We start from the raw sequence: 23,519 nt of genomic DNA, 5'->3' as shown, positions 1-23,519 counted from the left end.
GATCAGCCACCGACGAGGCGCCGGCAGCACGGCGAAGAACGTCTACGCCCTCGCCCGCGATCTCGGCGAGCACGTGCGGTCACACCTCGAAGGCGGTATCGGCGAGTTCGTAGCCGGCATGGCGCCGGCGGAAACTGCTCGGGCTCATCCCGTGGTGCTTCCGGAAGACCCGCGAGAAGTAGAAGGCGTCGTCGAAGCCGATCTCGGCCGCGATCTCGGTGACCGTCGCACCGGTCGTGTCGAGCAGTTGCCGCGCCCTCGCCATCCGCAGCGCGGTGTGGTGGGCCAACACCCCGCCTCCGGTCGCTCTGCGAAACAGGGTGCTCAGGTGCGACGGCGACACCCCCACCAGCCGCGCCAGCTCGGGGACCTTCACCGTCGCGTCGAGCCGCTCGGCCAGATGGCTCATGGCGCGTTGCAGCGGGTCCCCCGGTTCGGGAAGCAGTCGATCGACGGCGATCTGCGTCAGCAGCTTCCACGCGGTCCCCGCCGCGCCCACCAGGCGGATGGGTGACTGGTCGCGCTCGACGCAGGTGACGATCTCGTCCAGCAGCGCCACCGCCCGACCGACAGCCCGCACCGGCACCACGGGCCGCTCGGTCGTGGCCCCCATGCAGTCCGCGAGTCTCGACACGTCCGACCCCATCAGATGCGCCCACCAGATCGTCCAGGGATCGCGTTCGTCGGCACCGTACTCGTGCGGGACGCCGCGGGGGATGACCAGCGCCTGCCATGCCCCGATCCGATGCATTCCCGACCCGACGCGCGCCCAGCCCAAGCCCGAGGCACAGACGATCAGGACCACCTCAGGTGTGCCCCGAGGTCGTTGCATCCGGTGGTCGGCGGCGTCCGGGTAGTACCCGGCGTCGGTGACGAGGAGTCGCCCGGTGATCGGGCGCCGCAGCGCCTCGGCGACGAGCGGGCGGGGGACCGAGGCCATGCGTTGCCCCCGGAACCCCTCTTGGAGCGGCACCGGTCCATCGTGCGCGGCAACCAGCGGATTGTCCATGCCGTGGGTCACCCAATTCGCCACGACGAGGGTCCCGGGCGGCTGCTGGCGCCCAGGCGGGTGACCGCGTCGTAACGGAATGTTGATCCTGGTCATGGTCGTGGCCGAGGATCACGGCGGCATGTCTGTGTCGTCCGCGGGTCAGGGCGAGAACCCGGCCGAGCGCACCGCCGCCGAACGTGTGCGTGGATATCCGTCCGTGGGGGCAAGGCGCGTACTACGGGCCCGCGCCCGGCTTCCATGATCGGGTAGCGTCGCGCGGGTGAGCCAGAACCTTCACCCGGTCCGCCGGGTCAGCGTGGGCAACCTCAGTGCCGACATCGACGAGGAACTCGCACCGATCATCGAGGTTGTCTGGCGTCTGGGGCTGACGACGTGGACCTGTTGCCAGAATGCGGGTGAGAGCAACGCCGACTGGCCGAAGCAACTGCCACACATGGCCCCGGTCATCGCCGCGCAGGTGGGGTGGGCCTACATCGACTTTCCGATCGACGACGGACTCGCATTCCTGACCGGGCTCGCCCAGGCCGGCCCTCGCGACGCCTTCTACCTGCGGATGACGCACTGGGCGGCACCCGACTCGTGGCACGTGTCTGCCCGGCCGATGGATCGGGCAACCTTCGACCAGGTGCGTGAGTCGCAGTTCGCGCTGCGGTTCCTGTTGGTCCGCTTCCCGAGCTACGACCGCGCGGAGATACTGCGTCGCCTGACCGCCTACGAGGCGGGCCAACTTACACCGCCAGGGCCGATCGATCGGTCAAGCATGACTCCCGTGCACCCGGCATGATGGCGGATCCTCAGTCCCCACGGCCCGTGCGCCCGGTGACGAACCGGCCACCTTCCGGCGCACCCGGTTTCGCGGCATGTCCGCGTACATGCCGGTCGTCGTTGAGGCGCTGGACGTGACCGGGTCCCTGATCACCGGGGTGCGGAGTGGGCGGCAGGCACAAGGCATTCACAAGCCGGATCCAGGCTGGCTAGCCTGGGACCCGTGCAGCTTGGTGTGAACGTACCTAACTTCGCTCCGGGTACCGACCCGGACCTGCTGCGACGGTGGGCGCAGACCGTCGAGGGTCTCGGCTTCGACCTGCTGATGGTCTCCGACCACATCGCGGTGACCCCGGACGTGGCCGAGCAGTATCCGGCGCCGTTCTACGAGCCGTTCACCACGCTGTCCTGGCTGGCCGGGCTGACTCGCCGGGTCCGGCTGGGCACCACCGTGCTCATCGTCCCGTACCGGCACCCGCTGCTCACCGCCCGGATGGCGGCGAACCTCAACCGGCTCAGCGGCGGCCGGCTCGTCCTCGGCGTCGGTGTCGGCTGGGCCCGACAGGAGTTCGAGGCGCTCGGCGTGCCGTTCCGGCGGCGCGGCGCGTTGACCGATGAGTACCTGCAGGCGATGCGCGACGCCTGGCGGAACACCGACGACTACGACACGGCGGCGATTCCGATCTGGGTCGGTGGCAACAGCGACGCCGGCATCCGTCGCGCCGTGCTGCACGGTGACGCCTGGCACCCGCTGCGGTTCACGCCCGGATGGCTGGTCGAGGCGGCCGGGCGGCTAGAGGCCACCGCCGGCGAACTGGGTCGCCCGGTGCCCGCGTTGATGCCGCGAATCGCACTGCGGGAGACCCGGGAAGTGGTCACCGAGCCGGACCGGCCGGCCGGTGTCGGCACCATCGACCAGATCATCGCCGACCTCGACCAGCTCCGTATGCTCGGCGCCGAGACGGTGGTGCTCGACCCGTTCAACGGCGACCCGACCGAGATCCGCCAGCCCGAACGCGCTTGGCAGACTCTGGCGGGCCTGGCCGCACACCACAGATCCCAGGAGGACCGATGACGCCCGACGACGAGAGGTTCCTCCGCCGTGCCGTGGAACTCGCGAACCGGGCCGGGGCCTCCGGCGAACGGCCGTTCGCCTCGTTGCTGGTCGGTGTGGACGGCACCGTCCTGATCGAGGACCACAACACGGTGGTCTCCGACTCGGACATCTCCGCCCATCCTGAGCTGAAGCTGGCCCGTTGGGCCGCTCGGGAACTCACCCCCGACGTGGCAGCCACCACCACCATGTTCACCAGCTGCCAGCCTTGCCCGATGTGCGCGACCGCGATCGCCCGGTCCGGCCTCGGCCGGGTGGTGTACGCCCTGTCAGCCGAACAGTTCGAGCAGGTCAAGCCGGCCACCCCGCCGCTACCTCCGGTACGGTACGAGGGACCGGCGCTGTTCGATGAGGCGCGCCAGCCGATCGACAACTACTACTAGGGCCCACGGACGGATCTTCCCGCTCCGGTGCCGGTCGTGGCCGGCCCCGCCCGGTGGTACCCGTTCTGAAGGCTCCCCGCCGACCTGGGCGAAGAGCAACGGCGTGGGGCGGGATCGGGTCAGTTCTGGATGGAGAACGTCGCGACGACACCGTTGTGGTCGGACCTGGTGCCGCCCACGATGTCGTAGCCGGTCATCCACATCAGCTGGTACTCCGGCAGCCGCTTCCAGAAGTAGACGTAGTCGATGTGCCGGTTGCCGTGCGTCCCGGTGCCCTTCTCGCCGTAGAGGTTGTAGTTGGAGCGCAGGTTCGGCAGTTCGTTGGCTTCGAAGACCTGCCACGGGAACTTCGCGTACCCGTAGCTCCGGTCGGCGCTGAAGTCGACGTTGAGGTCACCGCTGACGATGACCTGGCCCTCGCCCTGCTTGTCGACCGCCAGCTCCTTGAGGCCCTGGAACTGCGCTTCGGCGCACCTGGTGCGCGGCAGGTCCTCGGGCCGGCCGGCGGTTTCGATGCTGGCCACCGCGTGGGCGTTGATGTGTGTCACGTTGCGGCCGCTGGCCTTGTGCCGGTACTTGACCCAGTTGTTGTACCGGGCCGGTGGCACCTCGCCCGGACCGTTGGTGTCACACACGAAAATCGAGCCCTTGTCGAGTACGTCGAACATGCTCTTCCGGGCGATCAGCGCCTCGCCAGCCTGGTTGGTCCCGCCCGGCGCATACAGCCACCAGCCGTTGTCGGCGGCCCAGTTCTCCAGGAAGGCTTTGCGGTTGCCGACCTCGTTGAGACCGACGAGGTCCGCCTCAGCCGTGATCAGGTTCAGGTCGTGCACGAAGTCGGCCTGGCTCAGTCCGTGGTAGATGTTCAGCGTCGCCGCCTTGAAGGCCACGTTCGCCGCGGCCGCCGGAGTGGCCGGCAGCAGGGCCGCCACCAGTGCGACCGCGCCGGCGAGAGCGCCCAGGGCGCGGGCCGACCAGTGTGTTGTCTTGCGCATCGACTTCCCTTCGCACGAAACCGCCGTCGGTGGCGGCCAGCGCATGTTATCGATCCGAGTCGACGCGACACCGAACAACGGGGAACGGGAGATCGACAGGCCCGCGCCGACCCGCGCGGTCGCGCCGACCAGCTCAGCCGGGTGGTCGGCCTTCGACGAAGGCGGTGTACCGGCTCAGTCCGGTGGCCAGCCCTCGACGAAGGCGGTGTACCGGCCCGGTGCCAGCTGGTGCGCCGTGAAGCTGGCCATCGGCGCCTGGTCGCGGGCGAGTCCGGCCAGCACGGCCACGTACGCGGGAACGGCGGGACCGGTCAGGCGGCCGACGAGAGTCGCCCGGGTCCGCTCGGACGGCAGCGTCCAGGCGGTCACCGCTTCCGGACCCGCGCGCTGGAGCAGCACGTCGATGTAGATGGGGCAGACGTGGCCGGGCGCCATCTCCTGCACCATGGCGATGAAGCGGCCGAACCGATCCACGGCCAGCGGATCCAGGTCAACGTCGGCGCGGGGCACCTGGTCGATCGGCAACCGGTGCTGCTGCTGTCTGCGCAGCTGCCGCCAACTCGGCCGGCGGTTCAAAAGCCCATTCCGTCATCCTGGCACACTCGGCCCGCCCAGGTGTTCCCACGCGGCGCCGGCACGATTCACCGACTCGTCGTTGCCGTAGCGGACCTCTGCCGCGTCGCCGGATCCCCGGCGTCCGCAGGCCACCGGTCACGGTGGACGCACGGGCAGTGGACGGCATGGGCGTGGTTGATCTTTGATCGGTGATGGATCCTGCCGCGCTGGCTCCGGCGCGGAACATTCTCATCGCCGCTGTGGCCCCGCTGGACGTGCCGGTCAAGCTGGTGACGAGTCTCGGCTTCGGCATCGACGCCTATGACGGCGTCAACCACGTCCAGGTGCTGGAGAACCTCGCCGCACTCGACCGTGACGGCGGCTACCTCGGTGCCCCGTCCATCCCCGGTACCAGTCGGGAGGCGGCGCTGTACCGCGATGCTGTCGCCGACGCCCAGGCCGCCACCCCGGACCGGCCGAGCATCGTACAAGGGCAGATCGCCGCCGCTACCAGCGGCGCGTTCGGAGACGTCCGGTTCACCCGGCGGACCGGCGTCGGCGACCTGTTCGTCAATCCGCTGATGGCGATCTACTTCACCGTCGACCTCGACAAACTCGCCGCCCGATGCCTGTACCTCGACCGAATCGAGAACACCATCGGCAGGCGACAGGTCATCACGCGCATCCAGGCGTTCCGCGACGAACTCCTCAGCGCACGCAATCCCCGCGCGTTTCCGCACTGAACATCCGGACGGCGGCCCGACCCAGACGCACAGGTGGCGCCGTCAAGACGAGCAGGTCCGGTGCCCGCCGGCAACCTTTCGGACGTCCGCCAGCAGCCTGGCGATCCGGGCGTCGTTCACCCAGGCGCCGCCGGTACGCTCGGCGGCACCCAGCCAGTCACCGATGTCCCACATCGCCCGGCAGGCAGCCAGTACGGGGAAGCCGTCCACCTCGCTCTGGCTCAGCGGACGGACCTGCTGGTAGCCGGCGAGGACCGCTGCCCAGCGTTCGCGTTCCTCCTCTGGCGCGTCGGGGCCGCGGTAGAGCACGGTCAGGTCGTACGCGCGTAACCCGTACCCGCAGTGGTCGAAGTCGAACGTGACGAGCCGTCCGTCGTCGTCGATGTTGGTGTTGCCCGGGTGCAGGTCTGCATGGATGATCCCGTATGCGCCGTCGATCGCTCGGAGCCGCTGGATCTCGCCGGTCAGTCGCTCGCCGAGCCTGCCGAGTTCGGCGAGGTCAGCCGCGGCCCGGCCCGAGCCGGCGTACGGTGCCAGGCTGGCCAGCGGCCGTTCGACGAGGATGCGTTCGTCGAGGTGGTAGCGGTCGTGACTGGTGCGGAAGGCGTCCATCTCCAGGTGCATCCGGGCGATGCCGGAGCCGAACTCGCGCCACTGCCCGGCGGTCAGCGTGCGTTCGTACAGGGGTGTGCCAGGCGCGTAGGTGAACAGGGCGAAGCATCGTTCGCCTTCGGGTGCCGTGAGTCGGCCGAGCCGGTCGCCGAGGGTCCGCTGGTACGGGCGGATGACGTCCAGCCCGGCCGCGGCCAGGTGCTCAAGCAGGTCGACCTCGAAGCGGAGGTCGGATTCCGAACGGATCCAGTACTTCTCTCTGTTGTAGACCCGCAGCACGCGGCGACCGCCCTCGACGTCGGTGACGAGGTAGGTGTCGTTGAAGCCGCGGTTCAGCAGGCTCACCGTGACGGGCGCGGCGACGGCGTACTCCCGTTCCACGAGCTGGGCGAGGTCCTCGGCGTGGAGGAGCGAGTGGGTGACGCGCATGCCGAGCGAGCCTATGGGGGGACCAGATGTCCCGCCAGGGAACCGCCGGTGGAAGCCGAGCGGAATGGACAGCGGGGCCGTACCGGGCGGCCCGGTGCAGGGAGGCGACCGAGCGGCTCGTCAGCCGGGGGCTCCGCTGCGTCGGGTGGGTGGCCGGCCTGTTCGGGTGACCGGCTCAGATGTCGAGGTCCTCCACGACGGGCTCGTCCCTGATGGTCTGCAGCGCGACTGCGTAGAGTTCGGCCGGCAGCAGCGCGTCGAGTTCCTCGACGGTGTCGACAACCGAGAACGTGGCCTGGGCCGGGGTCCGCATCCAGGCCTGGTCCGGCGACCAGTCACCGATCCAACCGCGCCAGCCGGTGGCCCACTTCTTGCCGCGCTCCGCGTTGGGCCCGACCGGGATGTGCAACTCCGACCGGACATGGTGTACGGCGAAGCGGCCCTTGCTGGTCCGAAACAGCGAGTACGTCTCCTCGCCCCCCCCGCTCGACGAGGTCCACTCGCCCAGAGCGGTACCGAGGAACCGCTGGACCACCGCGCGTCCGACGCCCACCTTCACGGTGATTTCGTCGAACCCGGCCCTCTTGGCCTCCTCGACCTGCACCAGTCGGCGTAGCGCGGTGACGATCGCGGCCGACAGGTTGCTCCCTGTCAGCTCTTGGGCGCGCACCAGCAGCGGCAGGTCGTCGTCAGCGACGTAGATCGTCTTGTTCGGCACGTGCTTCTCACCTCTGGACAGCAGTCTACTCATACGTGTAATACTACGTACATGCATACGTACACAGATTCGGAGGTGTCCGCGGCCCGGGTCGGTGACCCCCGCCGTCGCTCGGGGGTTCGGTGGTCGCCCCGTGATCGCGCCCGGTTCGGTTGCCGGGGCATCGGTGCGTCGATGCCTTCCGGGTCGTCGTGGGGCTTGCCTGCCCGGTAGTCAGTGTTACTATCTACCGGTACTCAGTGGTGATGAGTAGTGCCGCGTGGCGGGGGCTCCGTCGGAGAAGGGGCCGCCGCGCACGGTGCACACCCGCAACGCCCCGGGTCAGGAATACCGCGAACAGCTCTGGACGACCGGGGACTTCCTGCCGGGCGATCGATCGCGCCGCCAACGGAAACCGAACACAGGAGAGGGCAGTCTGATGACCGCACAACAAGTCCCGGCGATCCACGTGCAGGGTCTGGAAAAGTCGTACAAGCAGTTGCGGGTGCTGCGTGGCGTGGACTTCGAGGTGGCGCGGGGCAGCATCTTCGCCCTGCTCGGCTCGAACGGGGCGGGCAAGACCACCGTGGTGAGGATCCTGTCCACGCTGCTCAAGGCCGACGCGGGGACCGCCAGCGTCAACGGTCTCGACGTCGGCACGCAGGCGGCGCGGGTGCGGGAGTCCATCAGCCTCACCGGCCAGTTCGCCGCCGTCGACGAGATCCTCACCGGGCGGGAGAATCTCGTCCTGGTCGCCCGGCTGCGGCACCTCAAGAACCCCGGCGTCGTCGCCGATGACCTGCTCGCCCGTTTCGCGCTCACCGACGCGGCCGGGCGGAAGGTGTCGACGTACTCGGGTGGCATGCGCCGCCGCCTCGACATCGCGATGAGCCTCATCGGAAACCCGCCGGTGATCTTCCTCGACGAGCCGACGACCGGGCTCGACCCCCAGGCCCGTACCGAGGTGTGGCAGGCCGTCAGGGAACTGGCCGGACAGGGTACGACGGTGCTGCTCACGACCCAGTACCTGGACGAGGCCGAGCAACTCGCCGACCGGATCGCGATCCTCCACGAGGGTCGGATCATCGTCGACGGCACCCTCACCGAACTCAAGCGGCTGCTTCCGCCCGCCAAGGTCGAGTACGTCGAGAAGCAGCCGACCCTCGAGGACGTCTTCTTCGCCATCGTCGGTGCCGGGGGCGCCGGCGGTACCGCCAAAGATCGCACCGTCGGCGCGGACAACTAAGGAACAACGATGACCAAGCACTTCCTCGGCGACACCGCCGTCCTGCTCGGCCGGTCCCTGACCCACGTCACCCGCAGCGTCGACACCATCATCACCACCGCGATCACGCCGATCGTCATGATGCTGCTCTTCGTCTACGTGCTCGGCGGCGCGATCAACACCGGCACGGACTCGTACGTGAACTACCTGCTGCCCGGGATCCTGCTCATCACGATCGCGTCGGGCATCGCCTACACCGCGTTCCGGCTCTTCCTGGACATGAAGAGCGGCATCTTCGAACGCTTCCAGTCCATGCCGATCGCCCGGTCGTCCGTACTGTGGGCGCACGTACTGACCTCACTGGTCGCCAACCTGATCTCGCTCGTGGTCGTCGTCGGGGTCGCGCTGCTCATGGGCTTCCGCACCGGAGCGGGCGTGCTGGCCTGGCTCGCCGTCGCCGGCATCCTGACCCTGTTCACCCTCGCCCTGACCTGGCTCGCCGTCATCCCGGGCCTCACCGCGACATCGGTCGACGGCGCGAGTGCCTTCTCCTATCCGCTCATCTTCCTGCCGTTCATCAGTTCGGCCTTCGTACCCACCGACACCATGCCCGGCCCGGTACGCGCCTTCGCCGACAACCAGCCGGTGACGGCCATCGTCAACGCCATCCGCGATCTGTTCACCCAGCAACCGGTCGACGGTGACATCTGGATCGCCCTCGTCTGGTGCGTCGGCATCCTCGTCGTCACCTACGTCTCCGCCATGGCCATCTACCGGCGCAAGATCTCCTGACGGCACCCGGGCCGTTGATCCGGACGTGCTCGCCGCCTGGCGGGTCCGATCGCTACTCTGTGTTACCGTGTAGCGGTACCTGGTGCCACCGAGTACCGGAAGGATCGAAGAGGACCCACGTTGGATGACCTGACGGAGATGCTGAAGGGCACGCTCGAGGGCTGCGTGCTTGAAATCATCGGCAGCGAGGAGACCTATGGGTACGCCATCACACGTCGGCTGAACGAACTCGGCTTCGTCGACGTCGTCGAAGGGACGGTTTACACCATCCTGCTGCGACTGGAGAAGAACGGGCTCGTCCAGGTGACGAAACGACCGTCCGGGCTGGGCCCGCCGCGCAAGTTCTATGCGCTCAACGATGCGGGGCGCCAAGAACTCGCGAGGTTCTGGGCGAAATGGGAGTACATCACATCACGGATCGACAAGCTCAGGGAGGGCGGGAGATGAACTTCTGGGAGACCATCACGGGCAGCGATCTCACCAGGGATTGGAAGGCGTTCGAAGCCCGGGCTGCGGCATTGCCGGCCGACTACCGGGCGGCATGGGGACAGATCGTGGTTCACCTCTTCCCCTACGGCGACTTCACGGGTCGCAACCTGACACCGATCGCCGATGCCGCCCTGGGGCTGCTCGAGGAGACAGCGGCGGACGGGCAGAGCATTCACGAGGTGCTGGGTGACGACATCGAGGGCTTCTGCGCGGCGCTGGCCGGCGGAGAAGGGGCCCGGAGCTATCGCGACCGGTGGCGCGAGCAGCTGAACAGGAATGTCGCAAGGAAACTGGACCGGCTGGGAGGTTGACGTGGGCATTCAGGACATGATCGAGGGCAAGAAGCAGTGGCGGGCGCACATGGCGCGGGTCAAGGCGCTCCCACGGGACTACCAGATCGTCTACAAGGAGATTCAGCGGTACTTCTTCAAGGTCGGGCCGGTCGGGCTGGCAGACGGCTCCCTGCTCTCGGGAATCGTCGATTTCTTCGAGGAGGGCGTCGCGGCCGGCAAGGGAGTTCGGCAGCTCATCGGCACCGACGTCGCGGGCTTCTGCGACGACCTGATCAAGGACTCGCGCACCTACGCGGACATCTATCAGGAGTCCATCAGCGGAAAACCCGGCACAACGGCCGAGAAGTGACCCCGCCGACCCGAGACAGCGGCAGCCCGTGACGGTCTGCCGTGCGGCGCTCCGATGAGCGGGTACGCGCCAGGCGCCGACCGGGTCCCCAGGGCCCGGCTCTCCGCCTCAGCGACCGCGTCTCAGAGCCGCGTCGAGGTGGTCCAGGTGACCTGCGACGGGGCCCACGGTGAGCATGCCGCTGCCGGCCCCGGCCAGCTCGCCGGCCGCCGGCGTGAGTTCGGTCCGGGCGCGGGTCATCACCACCCGGTCGTCCAAGGCGATCGCGGCCTGGGCGGTGAGGCACCACATGGCCTCCAGCAGCAGGTCGCGCGGCGGATCCGGGGTACGGCGCAGCGCGGCGGCGGCCTCGGTCGGGCGGTCCCGGTCCAGCAGGACGAGCGGGCGCACCCAGGGCGTGTACGGGCCCCAGTCGGTGTCATCGTCGAAGCGGAGCGGGACGCCGTGCCACACCCGCAGACACAGCAGGGCCAGCGATGGCAGCCCCCGTGCCACGCCGGGCATGCCGGCGTTGGCGAGCTGTGCCGCCGCCTCCCCGTAGGCGGCCTCCACGGCCTGTGACGACGACCCGGTCGCGGCCAGCCGCAGTGCGCGGTACCACCGGGTGAACACGCCGACCAGCGGCCGGTCGTGTCGCTCGGCGAGCCGGTCCGCCGCGGCGGCGTGCCGGTCGCCGGCGGCGAAGTCCGCGAGTGCGCCGCGGGCCTGTAACCGGACGAGGTGACCGAGGATCTCGAACGTCGACAGGCCGTGCCGGGCGGAGAGCGCGACCAGCTCGGCACCGATCTCGTCCCGCTCAGGAGCCAGGCCCGCGCGGTGGAAGGTCTGCATGAACACGCCGTTCAGGGCGAAGGCCAGCAGGGCCGGGTCGCCCAGACGGCGTGCGATCCGCTCCGCTTCCCGGGCCGCCTCCGGCCCACGCGCGGCGCGCGTACCGCGTGACTCCACCGCGACAGTGGCCAACAGTCGGGCGCGGGTGGCCTCGGACGAGCCGGGGCGGAGGGCGGTCAGGGCCCGCTCGGCCGCCGCGACGATCCGCGCCGCCTGCATCGGATCATCCGAGCGCGTCCAGATCGCGGGTACGTCGTACCCGCCGATCACCCGTGCGGTCAGTTCGGGGTCGCCCAACTGCTCGGCCGCGTCGATGGCCGCGATCCGCTGTTCCCGCGCCGCCTCGAGTCCGCCGGCCCCCGTCACGGCGAGACTGCGCAGCAGGCCGACCGTCGACTCCAGTCGGGCCCCGGAACCGGACGCCACGGTACGGTCGTATGCCGCCGTGGTCTCCGCCCAGACCCGTTCCGGTCCGGGTGACCCGGGACCGTCGCTGATCCGATCGGCCTGGCGGAGAATGTCGGTCTCCAGGTCACGCAGTCGTGGGCCCGGATCGACGCCGAGCTGTTCCAGGAGCAGGCCGCGGGCTCGGCGTAGCACCGCGAGCGCGTCACCCTGGCGTCCCGCGCGGTACAGGGCGAGCGCCAACAGCCGCCACCCCTCCTCCCGCCACGGATGCGCGGCCACGTGGGCGTCGAGGTCCGGTACGACGTCGGAGGCGCGCCCGAGCGCCAGTCCCGCCGCGGCCCGCTGCTCGGTCGCGTTCAGCCGCAACTGCTCGAGGCGGGAACGCTCGACGCGCGCCCACGGCTCGTCGAAGCCGGCGAACGCCGGCCCCCGCCACCAGTCAAGGGCACGATCGAGCCACTCGACCGTCTCGTCCGGGCGCGCCGTGGACGCGGCGGCGACCGCGTCCTCGAACCGCCAGGCGTCGACGGTGTCCGGTGCTGACCGGAGCGCGTAGCCCGGGCCCTCGGTGACCAGCAACCAGGCCCGCTCGCGCGGTGGACGCTGTGGCTCCAGCGCGCGCCGCAGCGCCGCGACGAATGTGCGGACGGCGCTGACCGCGCCTGGTGGCGGCTCCGGCCACAGGTCGTCGACGAGGCGGTTGACCGGTACGACCCGGCCACGCGCGACGACGAGTCGCGCCAGCACCGCGCGGTGTCTCGGCCCCTTCAGGTCAATCGGCGCGCCGGCGTCGTCCCAGGCGACGACCGGGCCGAGAACACCGAACCTGACCTGCACTGATCGCACCGCCCTTCCGCGCCTCGGCTCAACGTATCGCGCTCATCGTCTGCTCATCCGCGACCGGCACGCTGGAGTCGCCGTACCGGACAAGAGAAGGACGATCATGACTATTGCCATTCCCGGGTTCGACTACCAGCGCGTCACGGTCGAGGACGACGTGACGCTGAATGTGGCCGTGGGCGGCACCGGCACCCCGATTGTGCTGTTGCACGGGTTTCCGCAGACCCACGTCATGTGGCGGCACGTCGCCGTCGACCTGGCCGCCGACCACACCGTGATCTGTCCCGACCTGCGCGGCTACGGCGCCAGCGACAAGCCCGCCGCGCGCGACGGTGACGGCGGCACGTACGCCAAGCGGACCATGGCCACGGACGTCGTCACCCTGGTCGGCAAGCTCGGTCACCAGCGTTTCGCTCTGGCCGGGCACGACCGTGGCGCCCTCGTCGCCATCCGCGCCGGCCTGGACCACCCGGCCACGGTCACCCACCTCGCCATCCTCGACGTCCTGCCGACCCTGGACATGTGGGACGTCCTGCACGGGTCCAGCGCCGCGGTCGCCTTCCACCTGTACCTGATGGCCCAGCCCCCCGGCCTGCCCGAGCAGATGATCAGCGCCAGCGCGGACGCCTTCTTCGGTTACTTCCTCGACGGGTGGGCCCGGAACCCGCGGGCCATCCCCGCTGACCTGCGGGCGGAGTACCTGAAAGCCTCGCGGGAGGCGGTCCCCTCCATCGTCGCCGACTACCGTGCCTCGGCCGGCATCGACGTCGAACACGACCGGGCAGACCGGGCCGCCGGCAACCGGCTGGCCATGCCGGTCACCGTCGTCCAGCAGGACTGGGGGGCCGCGCTCGGCTACGATGCCGCCGCGCTGTGGCGCTCCTGGGCCGTCGACCTGGAGCACCGCACCACGTCCGCCGGGCACTTCATGGCCGAGGAAGCACCTGATGAGGTCGTCACGACGCTGCGCGCACTGCTCGCGCGGTAGCGGATCGTCCGCCCGCCGGCGGACGGCTCCGGGATATGACCGAACTCATGGGAACCCGGTGCGGTCGACCGGACAGGCAGGGGTGTGACGACGAGTATGCGTACCCGGATCCGAGCCGGGGATCCGGACGCGTTCCGCGAACTGTTCGACGAACACGCCCGTTCGGTCTACAACCACGCCTTCCGGCTCGGCGGCGACTGGTCGACGGCGGAGGATGTGGTGTCGCTGACCTTTCTGGAGGCGTGGCGGCTGCGCGACCGGATCGACGCCGGGGCCGAGGCCGGGTCTCTGCGCCCCTGGCTGCTCGGCATCGCCACCAACGTCAGCCGTAACGTCCGGCGGGCCGCCCGGCGGCATGACGGCGTACTCGCCCGGCTGCCGGGCACGGACGTGGTGCCGGACTTCGCCGAGGAGATCTCCGGCCGGATCGACGACCGGGAACGACTCGCCGTGCTCCGGACCGCGCTGACGGCGCTGCGCCGAACCGAGCGTGAGGTGTTGGCGCTGTGCGTCTGGGCCGGTCTGGAGTACGCCGAGGCGGCGGAGGCGCTCGGCGTACCGGTCGGCACCGTACGTTCCCGGCTGTCCCGGGTGCGCAGGAAGCTGGCCAAAATGGTCGCCGCCGGGCGGCTCCGGCCCGCCGGAGAGGGTCGGGAACCCCGTTCCGGCCACGGACAGGTAGAGGGTGACCGCCGAATCGCGGTCCGGTTTGCTCAGGAGAACGCCCGATGAACCTCACACCGATCCCACCCGACCAGAACGACCGGGCGGAGCTGGCCCGACTGCTGCCCGGGCCGGTGGAGCGGGAACTGCCGAGTGACCGTCACCGTCACCTCCAGGAGTTCGTGATGAGCGAGATCCACCAGGACCTCCGCGCGACCGGGCAGGTCGCACGTCCTACGCCGAGAAGGCGTTTCGCCCTCGCCGCCTCGGCGCTGACCGCCGTCGCCGCCACGGCGGTCGGCGCGGTGGCGATCGGCACCGCCGGTTCGGAGCCCCCGCCCACTCCACCTGTCACGGCCGCGCTCTCCGGCCAGCAGATCCTGCTCGCCGCCGCCTCCACCGCCGAGCGGCTGCCGGAGAGTTCCGGCAACTACTGGTACGTCAGGATCACCTCCTCGGGCACCTCGAAGAGCGCCCCGTGGCAGGTGGAGAACTGGTTCGACCGTTCCGGCCGCACCTGGCTACGGGGCGACAAGAGCAACGGACAGGTGGTGGAACTTTCCGTGCCCACCCCGTTCCAGCTCGGTGGTTCCGAGATCACCGTCGCGCGGTTGAGGATGCTGCCGACCAGCCCGGAGGCGTTGCGGGAGTGGCTGACGGACGCCGTACGCGACAGCGACGTCCGGACCAGTGCCGGCCGGCCGACCGTCGCGCAGCAGGAGCGGCTGGTGTTCGACGGGCTGATTTCGCTGGTCTCACAACTGCCGGCCCCGCCGAAGGTCCGGGCCGCCGCCTTCCAGGCGATCGCCGCCTACCCCGACGTCGAGAGCCTGGGCGCGGTCGACGGCGGCCAGGGGCTGCTGGTGCCCTTCGGCACCGGCTCACCGGCCCGGCTCGTCGTCGACCCGGTGACCTCGCGGATCCGCCAGACGAACTTCTTCGTCTCGGTCGAGGGCGGGCAGTACGTCGCGGGCGGCAGCGGTGCCGACGCCGGTTCGTTCACGCTCGTCGCGGAATGGACCGACGAACTGCCCCGCTGATCGTCGTCCCGTACACGAGCCGGCCCGGATCCTCGGATCCGGGCCGGCTCGTGTCGTTGGTGGCCCGGCCTGCCCGGGTCGGCGGTGTCAACCTTCGCCGTACCGGACCACCCCACGCCCTCCGACGTCGACGAGAGACGCCCTAGTTCTCCTGCCCGATCCCGTACGCGCGGAGCACCGTCTGCTCGACGGTGTTGCCGTCCTGGTCGACCGCCGTGGCGCGTAGTGAGGCGTGGCCGGTCGCGGGATGGGTGAGGCTGACCTTCCAGTGGTCACCGGCTGCCACGACCGTCGTCGGCCGCCAACTCGTACCGTCGTCGTAGGAGACGTCGACGGTGAGCGAGGTCGCCTTCACCGTGCTGGCCCCCTGCCGCGTCACGTATGCCGGGAAGCTGAACTGCCGACCGCCCGGCGCCCGGTTGCGGAGGTCCACCGCCGGGTCGAAACGCACGGTGAGCAGCGGAAGCGCCTTCGTGTTGTCGGCGGCCGAGGACCGGAACGTCCACGTCGCCGCGACGTGCGTCCAGAGCCGCCAGGCGCCGGAAGGCCGGCCGGCCTCGGCCACCAGCCGGTACGAGCCGGGCGCCGCGGGCACATCGAAGCGTGCGGCGTCCGGTGTCGGTGACGTGTCGACCGGTTGTCCGTCCCGGTGGAGGCTGATCGAGCCGCTGTCGCCGAATTCGGAACTGGGCAGGCGGGGCCGGCCGACCGAGTCGCCGAACATCGGCAGTGCCACGTCGATCGCGTCGTCCGTGCGCCACGCCCACGGCCGAGGTGCTTCGCCGGCGTGGACGCGGGTCAGCCCGCGCAACGACGGCCCGGTCACCGCCTTGTTCCAGACGACCCGGTATCGCTGCCCCGCCCTGAGCTCCATCGTCTCCTCGGTCGTGGAGGTGCCCGGGCCCGCCTGTTCGGAGAGCCGCCAGGTGCCGGGGGTGTGGTACTCGACGCGTTCCTGTCCGGCCAGGACCGGCGAGAACGCCCCGACTCCGTGCTCCCGGCCGGCGAACTGGGCGAACGCCTGGGCACTGTGTACGGCGCCGACGGCGTTGTCGTGGTAGACGGCGTGTACGGCGACCAGGTCCCGGGTCCGGGGCTGCCGGACCTGCGCGGTGCTGAGCTGGCCCTGTACCCCGTACGCCAGCTCGTAGCGGTGGTTCGGAGCCCGTCTGCTGGTGTAGGACGCCTCCGTCGGACCGGCCTTGACCAGCTCGGCGAACCGCTCGGCCGTGGGGCCGACGCCGGAGATCGTCGGCAGTGCGAGGCCCTTTCCCGGGTCACCACCACCGTTCGCCATGGCCTCGGCCGGGCTGGTCGGGATCAGCATCGCCAACTTCCCGCCGGCCTCCGCGATGGCCGTGGTCCGCCGGAAGATCTCCTCCCAGCTCGTGCCGTCGGGGATCCGGGCCAGCACCAGCTTGCCCTTGGCGTCGATCGTCGACAGGTCTTCCGGGGTGCCGGCACCGCCGTCCACCGCGGCCAGCGTGAGTTGCTCGGCCGGCCCCGGTTCGCTCATCCAGTAGGCCCGGACCTGGAACGGCTGCCCGGTCTGGGCGTGCAGCTCCAGGGTGGCTTCCTCGGCCAGTCGCGCCTGGGTGAACGCGAATCCCGGCGAGCTGGTGCCCGACACGGTCGCCGCGTACACCTGGTGCAGTCGCGGGTCCAGGTCGGTGCCGACGGAGTAGGTGCAGGAACAGTCGCTGATGTCGCTGAACATGCTGACGTTGTGCACGCCGGCGTTGGCCGCCGGGTTGTCGGTCGTGATCGAGACCGGCTTGCCGATCCGGGCGTCCAGGGTCTGCACCATGTCGCGGTCGAGGACCAGCTCCGGGTGCGAGATGAAGCTGACCTCGGGTTCCTGGCCGCCGCGCGGGGTCGCGACGGTACCGTGCAGGGCGTACCGGCCGCGCGGCAACCGGATCTTCTCGCCCGGCGTGACCTGGTAGCTGTTCAGCACGTGGTCCAGGTCGAGCAGGGTCACCCCGGTGTACGGGTCGGCCGAGGCCGGCTCGCCGTCGCGGTCGACGAGGTCGACGGTCAGGTCGTACTTCTCCTCCTCCTGGTGGACCGCCAGTCCGGTACGCGTGAGCGTCGCACCGTCCGCGCCGCGCGCTTCGAGAACGCCCGCGTACTCGCCCGCGCCGCCGGTCTGGGCGGCCACCGTGATCCGCACCGTCGCGTCGCTGCCGGCCGGCACGGTCACACTGTCGTCGGCGAGCGTCAGCAGCCCGGCCGGGGCGGGTTGACCGTCCCGACGGGTGACCGAGGCCGACAGGGCCAGCGTCACCGGGTTCTTTCCGGAGTTCTGCCAGGTGACCGTCGACGTCCGGGTCGCGTCGTCCTGGTGGGGCCAGCGGAGGAAGGTCGAGACGCTTCCGGTCGCGGTGACCGGCTGGCTGGTGGCCCGCGCCACGTCCACCCGGCCGGTGCCGACCGCGTACGGGTGCGCGCCGGCCACCTCGACGGCGGTGCTGGTCAGCGTGGCCTTGAGGCGGCTCGCCGGCCAGTCCGGGTGCTGCTGGGCGAGCAGCGCGGCCGCGCCGGCCACGTGTGGCGCGGCCATCGAGGTGCCGCTGATCCGCTGGTACGCGTCACCAACGGGCGCTCCGATCGGATCGACGCCCGCCGGTCGGGCGGCCACGATCTCCTCGCCGGGCGCGGTCAGCTCGGGCTTCAGCGCGCCGTCACCGAGCCGGGGACCCCGGCTGGAGAAGGGACTGAGCACGTCACTCCTGCTCACGCTGCCGACCGTCAACGCCTCGTCGGCCGTGCCCGGCGCGGAGACCATCCGGTCGCCGCCGAAGTTGCCGGACGAGATCACGAACAGGGTCCCGTACGCGCGGGTCAGGTCGTTGACCGCGAGCGACATCGGGTCGGCCCCGTCGGTGGGGCCACTGCCCAGGCTCATGTTCACGACCTTGGCGCCGCTCTCCGCCGCCCACTGCATCCCGGCGAGGATGTCGTCGAAGGTGCCCGATCCCGTGTTGTCGAGGACCTTGCCGATCGCCAGCGTGGCGTCGGGAGCGACGCCCTTGTTCCGGCCGTGGTCGGCCGCACCCGAGCCGGCGATGATCGAGGCGACGTGGGTGCCGTGTCCGTGGTCGTCCTCGACGCTGCCCTTGCCGGTGAAGTCCCGCAGCGCGCCGAGCCTGCCGGCGAAGTCCGGGTGGTCCACGTCGACGCCGGAGTCCAGCACCGCCACGGTGACCCCGGCGCCGGTCTGGCCGCTGTGCCACGCGGCCGGCGCACCGATCTGCGGCACGCTCTGCTCCAGACTGGCCCGGACCCTGCCGTTCAACCAGACCCGGGTGACGCCGGCGGCGAGACCACGCGCGCTCGTCCGCAGGTCAGCCCAGAACTGGGCGGCGGTCGACTTTCTCTCGTCGAGTGCCGCGAGCCGCATCTGCGGTAGTGCACGTCGGACGGTGCTGCCGGCCAGGGCGGCGGGACGGGCCGCCCGGTTCGCGTCGTCGTACCGCACCAGCAGCGGGAGGTGCGGGCTGTGGGCGTCGTCGTAGCCCTGCCGTACCAGCCCGGTGACGTTGAACAGCTCGCGGTCCAGGACGCCGTCCCGTACCAGGGCGGACGCGTCACGCGGCACGACGTACCGGTCGCCCCGGTGGGTGAACTCCTGGAACTGGGTCAGGCCGGCTCTCGGCGCCGGGTCGATCACCGGCCGGGCGTCGGCGTCGGTGCCGCGTACCAGCACGCGGTCGCCGGTGATCAGGGTGACCCAGGTCTGCGCGTCCTGAGCCGTGTCGGCTGCCTCGGCTGCCGAGGCGGGGCCCGACACCCCACCGGTTGGTGTCAGGCCAAGACCGGCTACGACGAGTGCTGCCAGGGCGGCCCCGAAGCCACGTACCCGTGCTGGTCGTCTCCTGCGTTCGTTCATCTGCTCGCTTCGCCTCGTTGGTGTCGACTCCCGCCCGTCGCCGCGAACCCGCTCCGTGCTGGCAGGAACGGGTGACGGGTCAGGCCGCCTGGCCGCTGCTGCCGAACCCGTCGGGCCCGGTCGGGCCCTGGGCCGGCACAGCGGCGAGGGGGAACCGCCCGGCTGGGTCGGGAGTGACCGCGCTTGTGCGGTCACCTTGAGCTGTCCGGCGAGGGGGAGCGGTTCCCGAATTTTCGGCGGTTTTCGCCGGGCACGCCGATGTGGGGCGGCCAGGACCCTCGGAATGACGGGCGTTCGCGTCGCGCCGGAACGAATCTGAAGAAAGGCTGATGGATGAAACGCCGAACGGCGGCCCGCTGAACCAGTCGGGCCGCCGTGACGAAGCGTGGATCAGAGCGCGCGGATGTCCGACGCCTGCGGGCCCTTCGGGCCCTGGGTGATGTCGAATTCCACCCGCTGGTTCTCCTCGAGGCTGCGGAAGCCGCTCGCCGAGATCGCCGAGAAATGGGCGAAAACGTCGGCGCCGCCGCCGTCCTGGCTGATGAAGCCGAAGCCCTTGTCGCCGTTGAACCACTTCACGGTACCTGTAGCCATGTCTGCTCCTTCGCAGGCTGTGGGGAGACCGCACGGTGCGGACTCACACGCCGCCGCGTTGATCACCCGCGTCGGAACCGACACGAAAAACGAGAAAGCGCCTGCGTGGGTTCAGATACCCACCAGGCGCCGAAAACGTCTACGGAAATCAAAACTGCAACGGGATTACCGTAGCACAGAATCTGCCGCTCGCCGCCGGTCTGAGGTGTCTGCCCCCGTCACAGCACCGCACCGCGAGGCGCGACTTCGATCGCCGCGACGCCTCGGCCGTAGAGGACGACGAGCCGGTCACCGTGTGTCGTGTGCAGCACTCCCGAATCCTGCGCCAGGGTCGAGATCACGTGTCGCACAAGCTCGTCCTCGTCGGAGACGTCCGGTTTGTCGTACGTGATGTCCATGCGGTCGCCGCCGATGAGCCGGACGCGTAGCACCGTGGTCGCCATGTCGCAGAGGCTAGTCGATCCCGCCGACGGGCCCCGCGTTCCTCGCGGGGAGTCCGCTCCCCGAGCCGGCGGTGGCAGCGCCGCGTGCGGTGTGCGTAGAGTGAGTGGTGAATCAGTCCGTCACTATCGCTGGCGGGACTGCGCCTACCGGGCGTGCTGCCGGAATCCGGCAGTGTCCAGAGAGCGACGTCCAGGGTTGAGGGCCGAGCGTTGGCAGACCATCCGATCGCCATCGACATTTCTGTGTGCTGAGGGAAACACCGCATCCGTTACCGGCGATGATCAGTGACGCCGTACGGCAACCGTCTCGCGCCCGGCGTGGTACGCCGATGCCACCGCGGCACGGTCGCGGCAGGTGAGCGTGCCGATTTGACCGCCCGACCGGGCAACACCCACAACCCAGGAGAAGGACATGACCTCTGTGTCAGCCCCGCCGGCGGGCTCTCTGGCACCATTGCGCGAGCGCGCCAAGACCCTCCGGGAAAAAGGGGCGGACAGTTTCCACGCCGTGCTCGCCGGGGTTCTGGCCGCCGGGCTGGAGGATGCGCTTCAAGCGGGTGACCACGCGAGAGCGATCAGCCTCATCAATCGCGGCTTCGCGGAAGGAAGTCCGCAGCTGGGCTGCGACCTTCTGTGCCGGGCGATGACCGTCGTCGGGACAGCCCGGACCTGGACCGTGCAGCTCGCGCCCCTGCGATCACCGTAGCCTCCGGTGGCGCAGGTACCACTCGGCCACGGCAAGGTTGATCAGCCAACCGGCGAGCACGAGCCCGGCCCGGACGTTTCCGTCAGGCTGGTCGCCGGTTGCCGCCACGTACGGCGCGTGGGTGAACGCCTGCGTGCCGGCGCCGAGGCCGATCGCGTAGCCGCGCACCATCCAGGCCCGGTGCCGGGTGAAGTCGCGGCGTAGCGCGGCGGCGAGGCCGAGCACGATCGAGGCGGCCATGGCCGAGCCGAAGACGAGCCGCATGCCGGCGAGCACGTCGTTGTCGTGGGCCGGCAGGTCGTACGCGAACGTCATCCACAGGCCGGACAGGGCGACTGTCAGTCCACAGGGGACGAGCACCCGGCCGGCGAGACGGTGCCAGCGGCGGCGGCGCAGCCTGGGTACGAACTGGAAGGCGCCGAGGGTCGTGTAGACCACCGCACCGACGACGTGCAGCACCACCGGCAGCGGATCGGCGATGAACCGGGTGTTCGCCGGGGTCACCTCCGGTCCGGTGCCCAGCTCGGTCAGCCGTACCGCACCGGCGATCATCGGTATCAGGCCCAGCAGGATCAACGCGGCCGGCAGCCGCCACTCGCGCATTGTCATGCCGTCGATGGTGGCCGCCGCACCCGCCCCGGCTCATCGACACATGGGCCGGAATCTGGCCGGTCCATGGTCGTACGCCGTCGTCGTACTTTCAGCGGGCGCCGGTCGCCGCCCCGGGTACGCGGGACAACAGACCATCAGGGTGACGAGGCCGGACCGGCGGCAGGACGTGGCGTGGTGGGGGAGCCGTCATCCGTGCGCCCGCGTGCGGTTGGTCTCGTACGCCCACATCGCGATCTCGACCCGGTTACGCACACCGAGCTTGGTCATCAGGCTGGTGATGTGCGACTTGACGGTGCTCAGCGTGATGTGGAGCTCGACGGCGATCTCCTTGTTGGTGCGTCCCCGAGCGACCGCGACCAGTACCTGCTCCTCCCGGTCGGTGAGCGCCTCGACCGGCTGCCTCGGTTGCGCGACCGGACTCGCGTCGGCGAACGCTTTCAGCAGCCGCGTGGTGACGCTCGGCGCGATCAGCGCGTCCCCGTTGGCGGCCGCGTGGACGGCCTGGGCGAGCAGGTCCGGGCCGGCCTCCTTGAGCAGGAAGCCGCGGGCGCCCGCACGCAGTGCCGCGTACACGTAGTCGTCGAGATCGAAGGTCGTGATGACGACCACCGCGAGCGGCTCCGCGACCGACGGCCCGGCGAGCGCCCGAGTGGCCTCTATGCCGTCCATGCCGGGCATCCGGATGTCGAAGAGGCACACATCGGGGCGGAGCCGCCGGGCGAGTTCGACCGCCCGGCGGCCGTCGCCGGACTCGCCGACGACCTCGATGCCGGGCTGCGCGTTCAGGATGATGGTGAGCCCGGTGCGGACGATCTCCTGGTCGTCGGCGACGAGCACCCGCACCGTCACGCGCCGACCCCCGCGCGCGGGAGCACGGCCGTCACGGTCCACCCATGGTCGGGACCGGGACCGGCCGCGCAGGTGCCGCCGAGCAGGTCGGCCCGCTCCATCATGCCGATCAGGCCGAACCCGGGCGATCCGGCCGGGTGGGCGGCGCCGGCCTCGCCGTCGTCGCTGACCCGCAGGCGTACGGAGGTGTCGTCGACCGCGACGCTGACCGCGATACGGGTGGCGTGGCGGGCATGGCGGCGGGCGTTGGTGACCGATTCCTGGGCCAGGCGGTAGAGCGCGGAGCCGACCGGGGGCGGGAGGTCGTCGAGGTCGCCGCGGATCTCCACCTCGACGGCGGGTCCGGCGCGGCCGGGGCCGGCGAGCCCCCGGATGTCGGCGACCCTCGGACTGGGCGCCAGGTCGGCGGGCTGGTCGCGGCGCAGCACGCGGACCATCGCGCGCATCTCGGCGAGCGCACGGGACGCCTCGGCCTCGATCACGCGGAGCGCCTCGACGGCGGCGCCCGGCTGGCTGGCCGAGGCGGCGATGCCGGCCTGGGCGCGGATCGCCATCGCCGACACGTGGTGGGCCACGGTGTCGTGCAGGTCCCGGGCGAGCCGCTCGCGCTCCAGCAGCTTGACCCGCTCGAGCTCGCGCAGCCGGGCGGCGGCGCGGAAGCGGATCGCGGCGCCCAGCGTGGCCGCGGCGAACATCACCGCGAAACCGGCGACCAACTCTCCGCCGTCGATCGAGCCGGCCAGGCCGGCGGCGGCCACCTTGGCCGTCACGAAGACCGAACCGATCACGGCGTCCCGGCCGGAGCCCCAGCGGAACAGCGCGTAGGTCAGCAGCACCAGGAAGCTCGTCGTGTACATCTGGCAGGCATCACCGGGCAGCACGAACGGGGCGACCGTCGTGAAGCCGAACGCGACCGCCACCATCGCGAGTGGCTTTGTGCGCCGCCACAGCAGCGTGGGCAGCAGCGTGAGCGCGATGACGAGGCAGCCCACCCGCCACGGCAGGTCGGGCCGAGCGACCCCCTCCAACACGATCGCCGGCGCGAAGACGGCGATCAACGCCCAGTCGCGCCGAGCGGGGCCCGAGGCGTGCGGGACGCGTGGCTCGGCCAGCACGGCGCGCAGGCGAGGGTGCATGGGACCATCGTACGAATGGTGGTGCGACTCCAGATCGTCCCAAAGTACGACTGGTTCGTCCCGC

General features: G+C 70.5%; 24 protein-coding genes and 1 pseudogene. 13 read left to right on the top strand and 12 right to left on the bottom strand.

The features are described 5' to 3' along the window. Positions 1 to 79: 79 nt before the first annotated feature. The gene (locus V1633_RS30430; protein ID WP_331217746.1) at positions 80 to 1,009 is read right to left on the bottom strand and encodes an AraC family transcriptional regulator; all 930 of its coding nucleotides are present in this window, start codon (positions 1,007 to 1,009) and stop codon (positions 80 to 82) included. Between the two features lie 262 nt (positions 1,010 to 1,271). On the opposite strand from V1633_RS30430, the gene V1633_RS30425 reads away from it, so the two are divergent. From V1633_RS30425 to V1633_RS30415, 3 genes are all read left to right on the top strand, one after another. Then, a complete protein-coding gene (locus tag V1633_RS30425; protein WP_331217745.1) occupies positions 1,272 to 1,796 on the top strand; it encodes a hypothetical protein in 525 nt (174 codons plus the stop codon). Between the two features lie 204 nt (positions 1,797 to 2,000). Continuing rightward, positions 2,001 to 2,852, top strand: coding sequence for an LLM class flavin-dependent oxidoreductase (locus V1633_RS30420; RefSeq protein WP_331217744.1), 852 nt, complete (start codon positions 2,001 to 2,003; stop codon positions 2,850 to 2,852). Then, complete coding sequence (locus tag V1633_RS30415; protein WP_331217743.1) at positions 2,849 to 3,274, top strand: nucleoside deaminase; 426 nt, start codon at positions 2,849 to 2,851, stop codon at positions 3,272 to 3,274. Before V1633_RS30420 ends, V1633_RS30415 begins: the two co-directional genes overlap by 4 nt. 119 nt (positions 3,275 to 3,393) lie before the next feature. On the opposite strand, the gene V1633_RS30410 is transcribed toward V1633_RS30415, so the two are convergent. Together V1633_RS30410 and V1633_RS30405 are read right to left on the bottom strand one after the other, a co-directional pair. Next, positions 3,394 to 4,269 (bottom strand): endonuclease/exonuclease/phosphatase family protein, encoded by an 876-nt coding sequence (locus tag V1633_RS30410; protein WP_331217742.1) that lies wholly within the window; start codon positions 4,267 to 4,269, stop codon positions 3,394 to 3,396. Between the two features lie 174 nt (positions 4,270 to 4,443). Continuing rightward, complete coding sequence (locus tag V1633_RS30405; protein WP_331217741.1) at positions 4,444 to 4,845, bottom strand: hypothetical protein; 402 nt, start codon at positions 4,843 to 4,845, stop codon at positions 4,444 to 4,446. A gap of 188 nt (positions 4,846 to 5,033) precedes the next feature. On the opposite strand from V1633_RS30405, the gene V1633_RS30400 reads away from it, so the two are divergent. Then, entirely contained in the window at positions 5,034 to 5,567 is a 534-nt protein-coding gene (locus V1633_RS30400) for a hypothetical protein (protein ID WP_331217740.1), read from the top strand. Positions 5,568 to 5,609: 42 nt separating this feature from the next. Here the strand turns inward: V1633_RS30400 and V1633_RS30395 are convergent, their stop codons facing one another. After that, positions 5,610 to 6,608, bottom strand: a complete 999-nt coding sequence (locus tag V1633_RS30395; protein WP_331217739.1) for a phosphotransferase enzyme family protein — start codon at positions 6,606 to 6,608, stop codon at positions 5,610 to 5,612. Positions 6,609 to 6,783: 175 nt separating this feature from the next. Further along, positions 6,784 to 7,359 (bottom strand): EXLDI protein, encoded by a 576-nt coding sequence (locus V1633_RS30390; RefSeq protein WP_331217738.1) that lies wholly within the window; start codon positions 7,357 to 7,359, stop codon positions 6,784 to 6,786. 385 nt (positions 7,360 to 7,744) lie between these two features. Between V1633_RS30390 and V1633_RS30385 the strand changes: the two are divergent. From V1633_RS30385 to V1633_RS30365, 5 genes and pseudogenes are all read left to right on the top strand, one after another. Next, positions 7,745 to 8,564 (top strand): annotated as a pseudogene (locus V1633_RS30385) (ABC transporter ATP-binding protein). Further along, on the top strand, positions 8,561 to 9,322 hold the full coding sequence (locus V1633_RS30380) for an ABC transporter permease (protein WP_331217736.1): 762 nt from the start codon (positions 8,561 to 8,563) through the stop codon (positions 9,320 to 9,322). Before V1633_RS30385 ends, V1633_RS30380 begins: the two are co-directional and overlap by 4 nt. Before the next feature lie 120 nt (positions 9,323 to 9,442). Further along, positions 9,443 to 9,769 (top strand): PadR family transcriptional regulator, encoded by a 327-nt coding sequence (locus V1633_RS30375; RefSeq protein WP_331217735.1) that lies wholly within the window; start codon positions 9,443 to 9,445, stop codon positions 9,767 to 9,769. Beyond that, positions 9,766 to 10,122 carry a DUF1048 domain-containing protein gene (locus V1633_RS30370; protein ID WP_331217734.1) on the top strand — a complete coding sequence of 119 codons (357 nt, stop codon included), beginning with the start codon at positions 9,766 to 9,768 and terminating at the stop codon, positions 10,120 to 10,122. Before V1633_RS30375 ends, V1633_RS30370 begins: the two co-directional genes overlap by 4 nt. A 1-nt stretch (position 10,123) precedes the next feature. Continuing rightward, complete coding sequence (locus V1633_RS30365) at positions 10,124 to 10,453, top strand: DUF1048 domain-containing protein (protein ID WP_331217733.1); 330 nt, start codon at positions 10,124 to 10,126, stop codon at positions 10,451 to 10,453. A gap of 108 nt (positions 10,454 to 10,561) precedes the next feature. On the opposite strand, the gene V1633_RS30360 is transcribed toward V1633_RS30365, so the two are convergent. After that, complete coding sequence (locus V1633_RS30360; RefSeq protein ID WP_331217732.1) at positions 10,562 to 12,538, bottom strand: AfsR/SARP family transcriptional regulator; 1,977 nt, start codon at positions 12,536 to 12,538, stop codon at positions 10,562 to 10,564. Between the two features lie 97 nt (positions 12,539 to 12,635). Between V1633_RS30360 and V1633_RS30355 the strand changes: the two genes are divergently transcribed. From V1633_RS30355 to V1633_RS30345, 3 genes are all read left to right on the top strand, one after another. Beyond that, positions 12,636 to 13,520 (top strand): alpha/beta fold hydrolase, encoded by an 885-nt coding sequence (locus V1633_RS30355; RefSeq protein ID WP_331217731.1) that lies wholly within the window; start codon positions 12,636 to 12,638, stop codon positions 13,518 to 13,520. Between the two features lie 96 nt (positions 13,521 to 13,616). Next, the gene (locus tag V1633_RS30350; RefSeq protein WP_331217730.1) at positions 13,617 to 14,252 is read left to right on the top strand and encodes an RNA polymerase sigma factor; all 636 of its coding nucleotides are present in this window, start codon (positions 13,617 to 13,619) and stop codon (positions 14,250 to 14,252) included. Next, a complete protein-coding gene (locus tag V1633_RS30345; RefSeq protein WP_331217729.1) occupies positions 14,249 to 15,223 on the top strand; it encodes a CU044_5270 family protein in 975 nt (324 codons plus the stop codon). Before V1633_RS30350 ends, V1633_RS30345 begins: the two co-directional genes overlap by 4 nt. A gap of 142 nt (positions 15,224 to 15,365) precedes the next feature. Here the strand turns inward: V1633_RS30345 and V1633_RS30340 are convergent, their stop codons facing one another. The 3 genes from V1633_RS30340 to V1633_RS30330 all read right to left on the bottom strand — a co-directional run bounded on the left by V1633_RS30340 (position 15,366) and on the right by V1633_RS30330 (position 20,152). Then, the gene (locus V1633_RS30340) at positions 15,366 to 19,016 is read right to left on the bottom strand and encodes a S8 family serine peptidase (protein ID WP_331217728.1); all 3,651 of its coding nucleotides are present in this window, start codon (positions 19,014 to 19,016) and stop codon (positions 15,366 to 15,368) included. Positions 19,017 to 19,505: 489 nt separating this feature from the next. After that, entirely contained in the window at positions 19,506 to 19,709 is a 204-nt protein-coding gene (locus V1633_RS30335; RefSeq protein ID WP_331217727.1) for a cold-shock protein, read from the bottom strand. A gap of 218 nt (positions 19,710 to 19,927) precedes the next feature. Further along, entirely contained in the window at positions 19,928 to 20,152 is a 225-nt protein-coding gene (locus V1633_RS30330; RefSeq protein ID WP_331217726.1) for a hypothetical protein, read from the bottom strand. A gap of 412 nt (positions 20,153 to 20,564) precedes the next feature. Between V1633_RS30330 and V1633_RS30325 the strand changes: the two genes are divergently transcribed. Continuing rightward, positions 20,565 to 20,858 (top strand): hypothetical protein, encoded by a 294-nt coding sequence (locus V1633_RS30325; RefSeq protein ID WP_331217725.1) that lies wholly within the window; start codon positions 20,565 to 20,567, stop codon positions 20,856 to 20,858. Here V1633_RS30325 and V1633_RS30320 read toward each other — a convergent pair. The 3 genes from V1633_RS30320 to V1633_RS30310 form a co-directional block, all read right to left on the bottom strand. Then, positions 20,850 to 21,467 carry a DUF2306 domain-containing protein gene (locus V1633_RS30320; RefSeq protein WP_331217724.1) on the bottom strand — a complete coding sequence of 206 codons (618 nt, stop codon included), beginning with the start codon at positions 21,465 to 21,467 and terminating at the stop codon, positions 20,850 to 20,852. The genes V1633_RS30325 and V1633_RS30320 overlap by 9 nt on opposite strands. A gap of 189 nt (positions 21,468 to 21,656) precedes the next feature. Continuing rightward, positions 21,657 to 22,319: a response regulator transcription factor gene (locus V1633_RS30315; protein ID WP_331217723.1), complete on the bottom strand. Its 663-nt coding sequence runs from the start codon at positions 22,317 to 22,319 to the stop codon at positions 21,657 to 21,659. Further along, positions 22,316 to 23,455 carry a sensor histidine kinase gene (locus V1633_RS30310; protein WP_331217722.1) on the bottom strand — a complete coding sequence of 380 codons (1,140 nt, stop codon included), beginning with the start codon at positions 23,453 to 23,455 and terminating at the stop codon, positions 22,316 to 22,318. The genes V1633_RS30315 and V1633_RS30310 overlap by 4 nt, the downstream gene beginning before the upstream one ends. Positions 23,456 to 23,519 lie beyond the last annotated feature (64 nt).

It is taken from the genome of Plantactinospora sonchi (assembly GCF_036422035.1).
Taxonomy (GTDB): domain Bacteria; phylum Actinomycetota; class Actinomycetes; order Mycobacteriales; family Micromonosporaceae; genus Plantactinospora; species Plantactinospora sonchi.
This window is presented reverse-complemented; position numbering and strand designations above follow the sequence as displayed.

Bases quoted from the DNA above. Each gene is read 5' to 3' on its own strand.
- V1633_RS30430 (WP_331217746.1), bottom strand. From the start codon at position 1,009: ATGGACAATCCGCTGGTTGCCGCGCACGATGGACCGGTGCCGCTCCAA.
- V1633_RS30415 (WP_331217743.1), top strand. From the start codon at position 2,849: ATGACGCCCGACGACGAGAGGTTCCTCCGCCGTGCCGTGGAACTCGCG.
- V1633_RS30410 (WP_331217742.1), bottom strand. From the start codon at position 4,269: ATGCGCAAGACAACACACTGGTCGGCCCGCGCCCTGGGCGCTCTCGCC.
- V1633_RS30395 (WP_331217739.1), bottom strand. From the start codon at position 6,608: ATGCGCGTCACCCACTCGCTCCTCCACGCCGAGGACCTCGCCCAGCTC.
- V1633_RS30390 (WP_331217738.1), bottom strand. From the start codon at position 7,359: ATGAGTAGACTGCTGTCCAGAGGTGAGAAGCACGTGCCGAACAAGACG.
- V1633_RS30380 (WP_331217736.1), top strand. From the start codon at position 8,561: ATGACCAAGCACTTCCTCGGCGACACCGCCGTCCTGCTCGGCCGGTCC.
- V1633_RS30370 (WP_331217734.1), top strand. From the start codon at position 9,766: ATGAACTTCTGGGAGACCATCACGGGCAGCGATCTCACCAGGGATTGG.
- V1633_RS30355 (WP_331217731.1), top strand. From the start codon at position 12,636: ATGACTATTGCCATTCCCGGGTTCGACTACCAGCGCGTCACGGTCGAG.
- V1633_RS30350 (WP_331217730.1), top strand. From the start codon at position 13,617: ATGCGTACCCGGATCCGAGCCGGGGATCCGGACGCGTTCCGCGAACTG.
- V1633_RS30345 (WP_331217729.1), top strand. From the start codon at position 14,249: ATGAACCTCACACCGATCCCACCCGACCAGAACGACCGGGCGGAGCTG.
- V1633_RS30335 (WP_331217727.1), bottom strand. From the start codon at position 19,709: ATGGCTACAGGTACCGTGAAGTGGTTCAACGGCGACAAGGGCTTCGGC.
- V1633_RS30330 (WP_331217726.1), bottom strand. From the start codon at position 20,152: ATGGCGACCACGGTGCTACGCGTCCGGCTCATCGGCGGCGACCGCATG.
- V1633_RS30325 (WP_331217725.1), top strand. From the start codon at position 20,565: ATGACCTCTGTGTCAGCCCCGCCGGCGGGCTCTCTGGCACCATTGCGC.
- V1633_RS30320 (WP_331217724.1), bottom strand. From the start codon at position 21,467: ATGACAATGCGCGAGTGGCGGCTGCCGGCCGCGTTGATCCTGCTGGGC.
- V1633_RS30310 (WP_331217722.1), bottom strand. From the start codon at position 23,455: ATGCACCCTCGCCTGCGCGCCGTGCTGGCCGAGCCACGCGTCCCGCAC.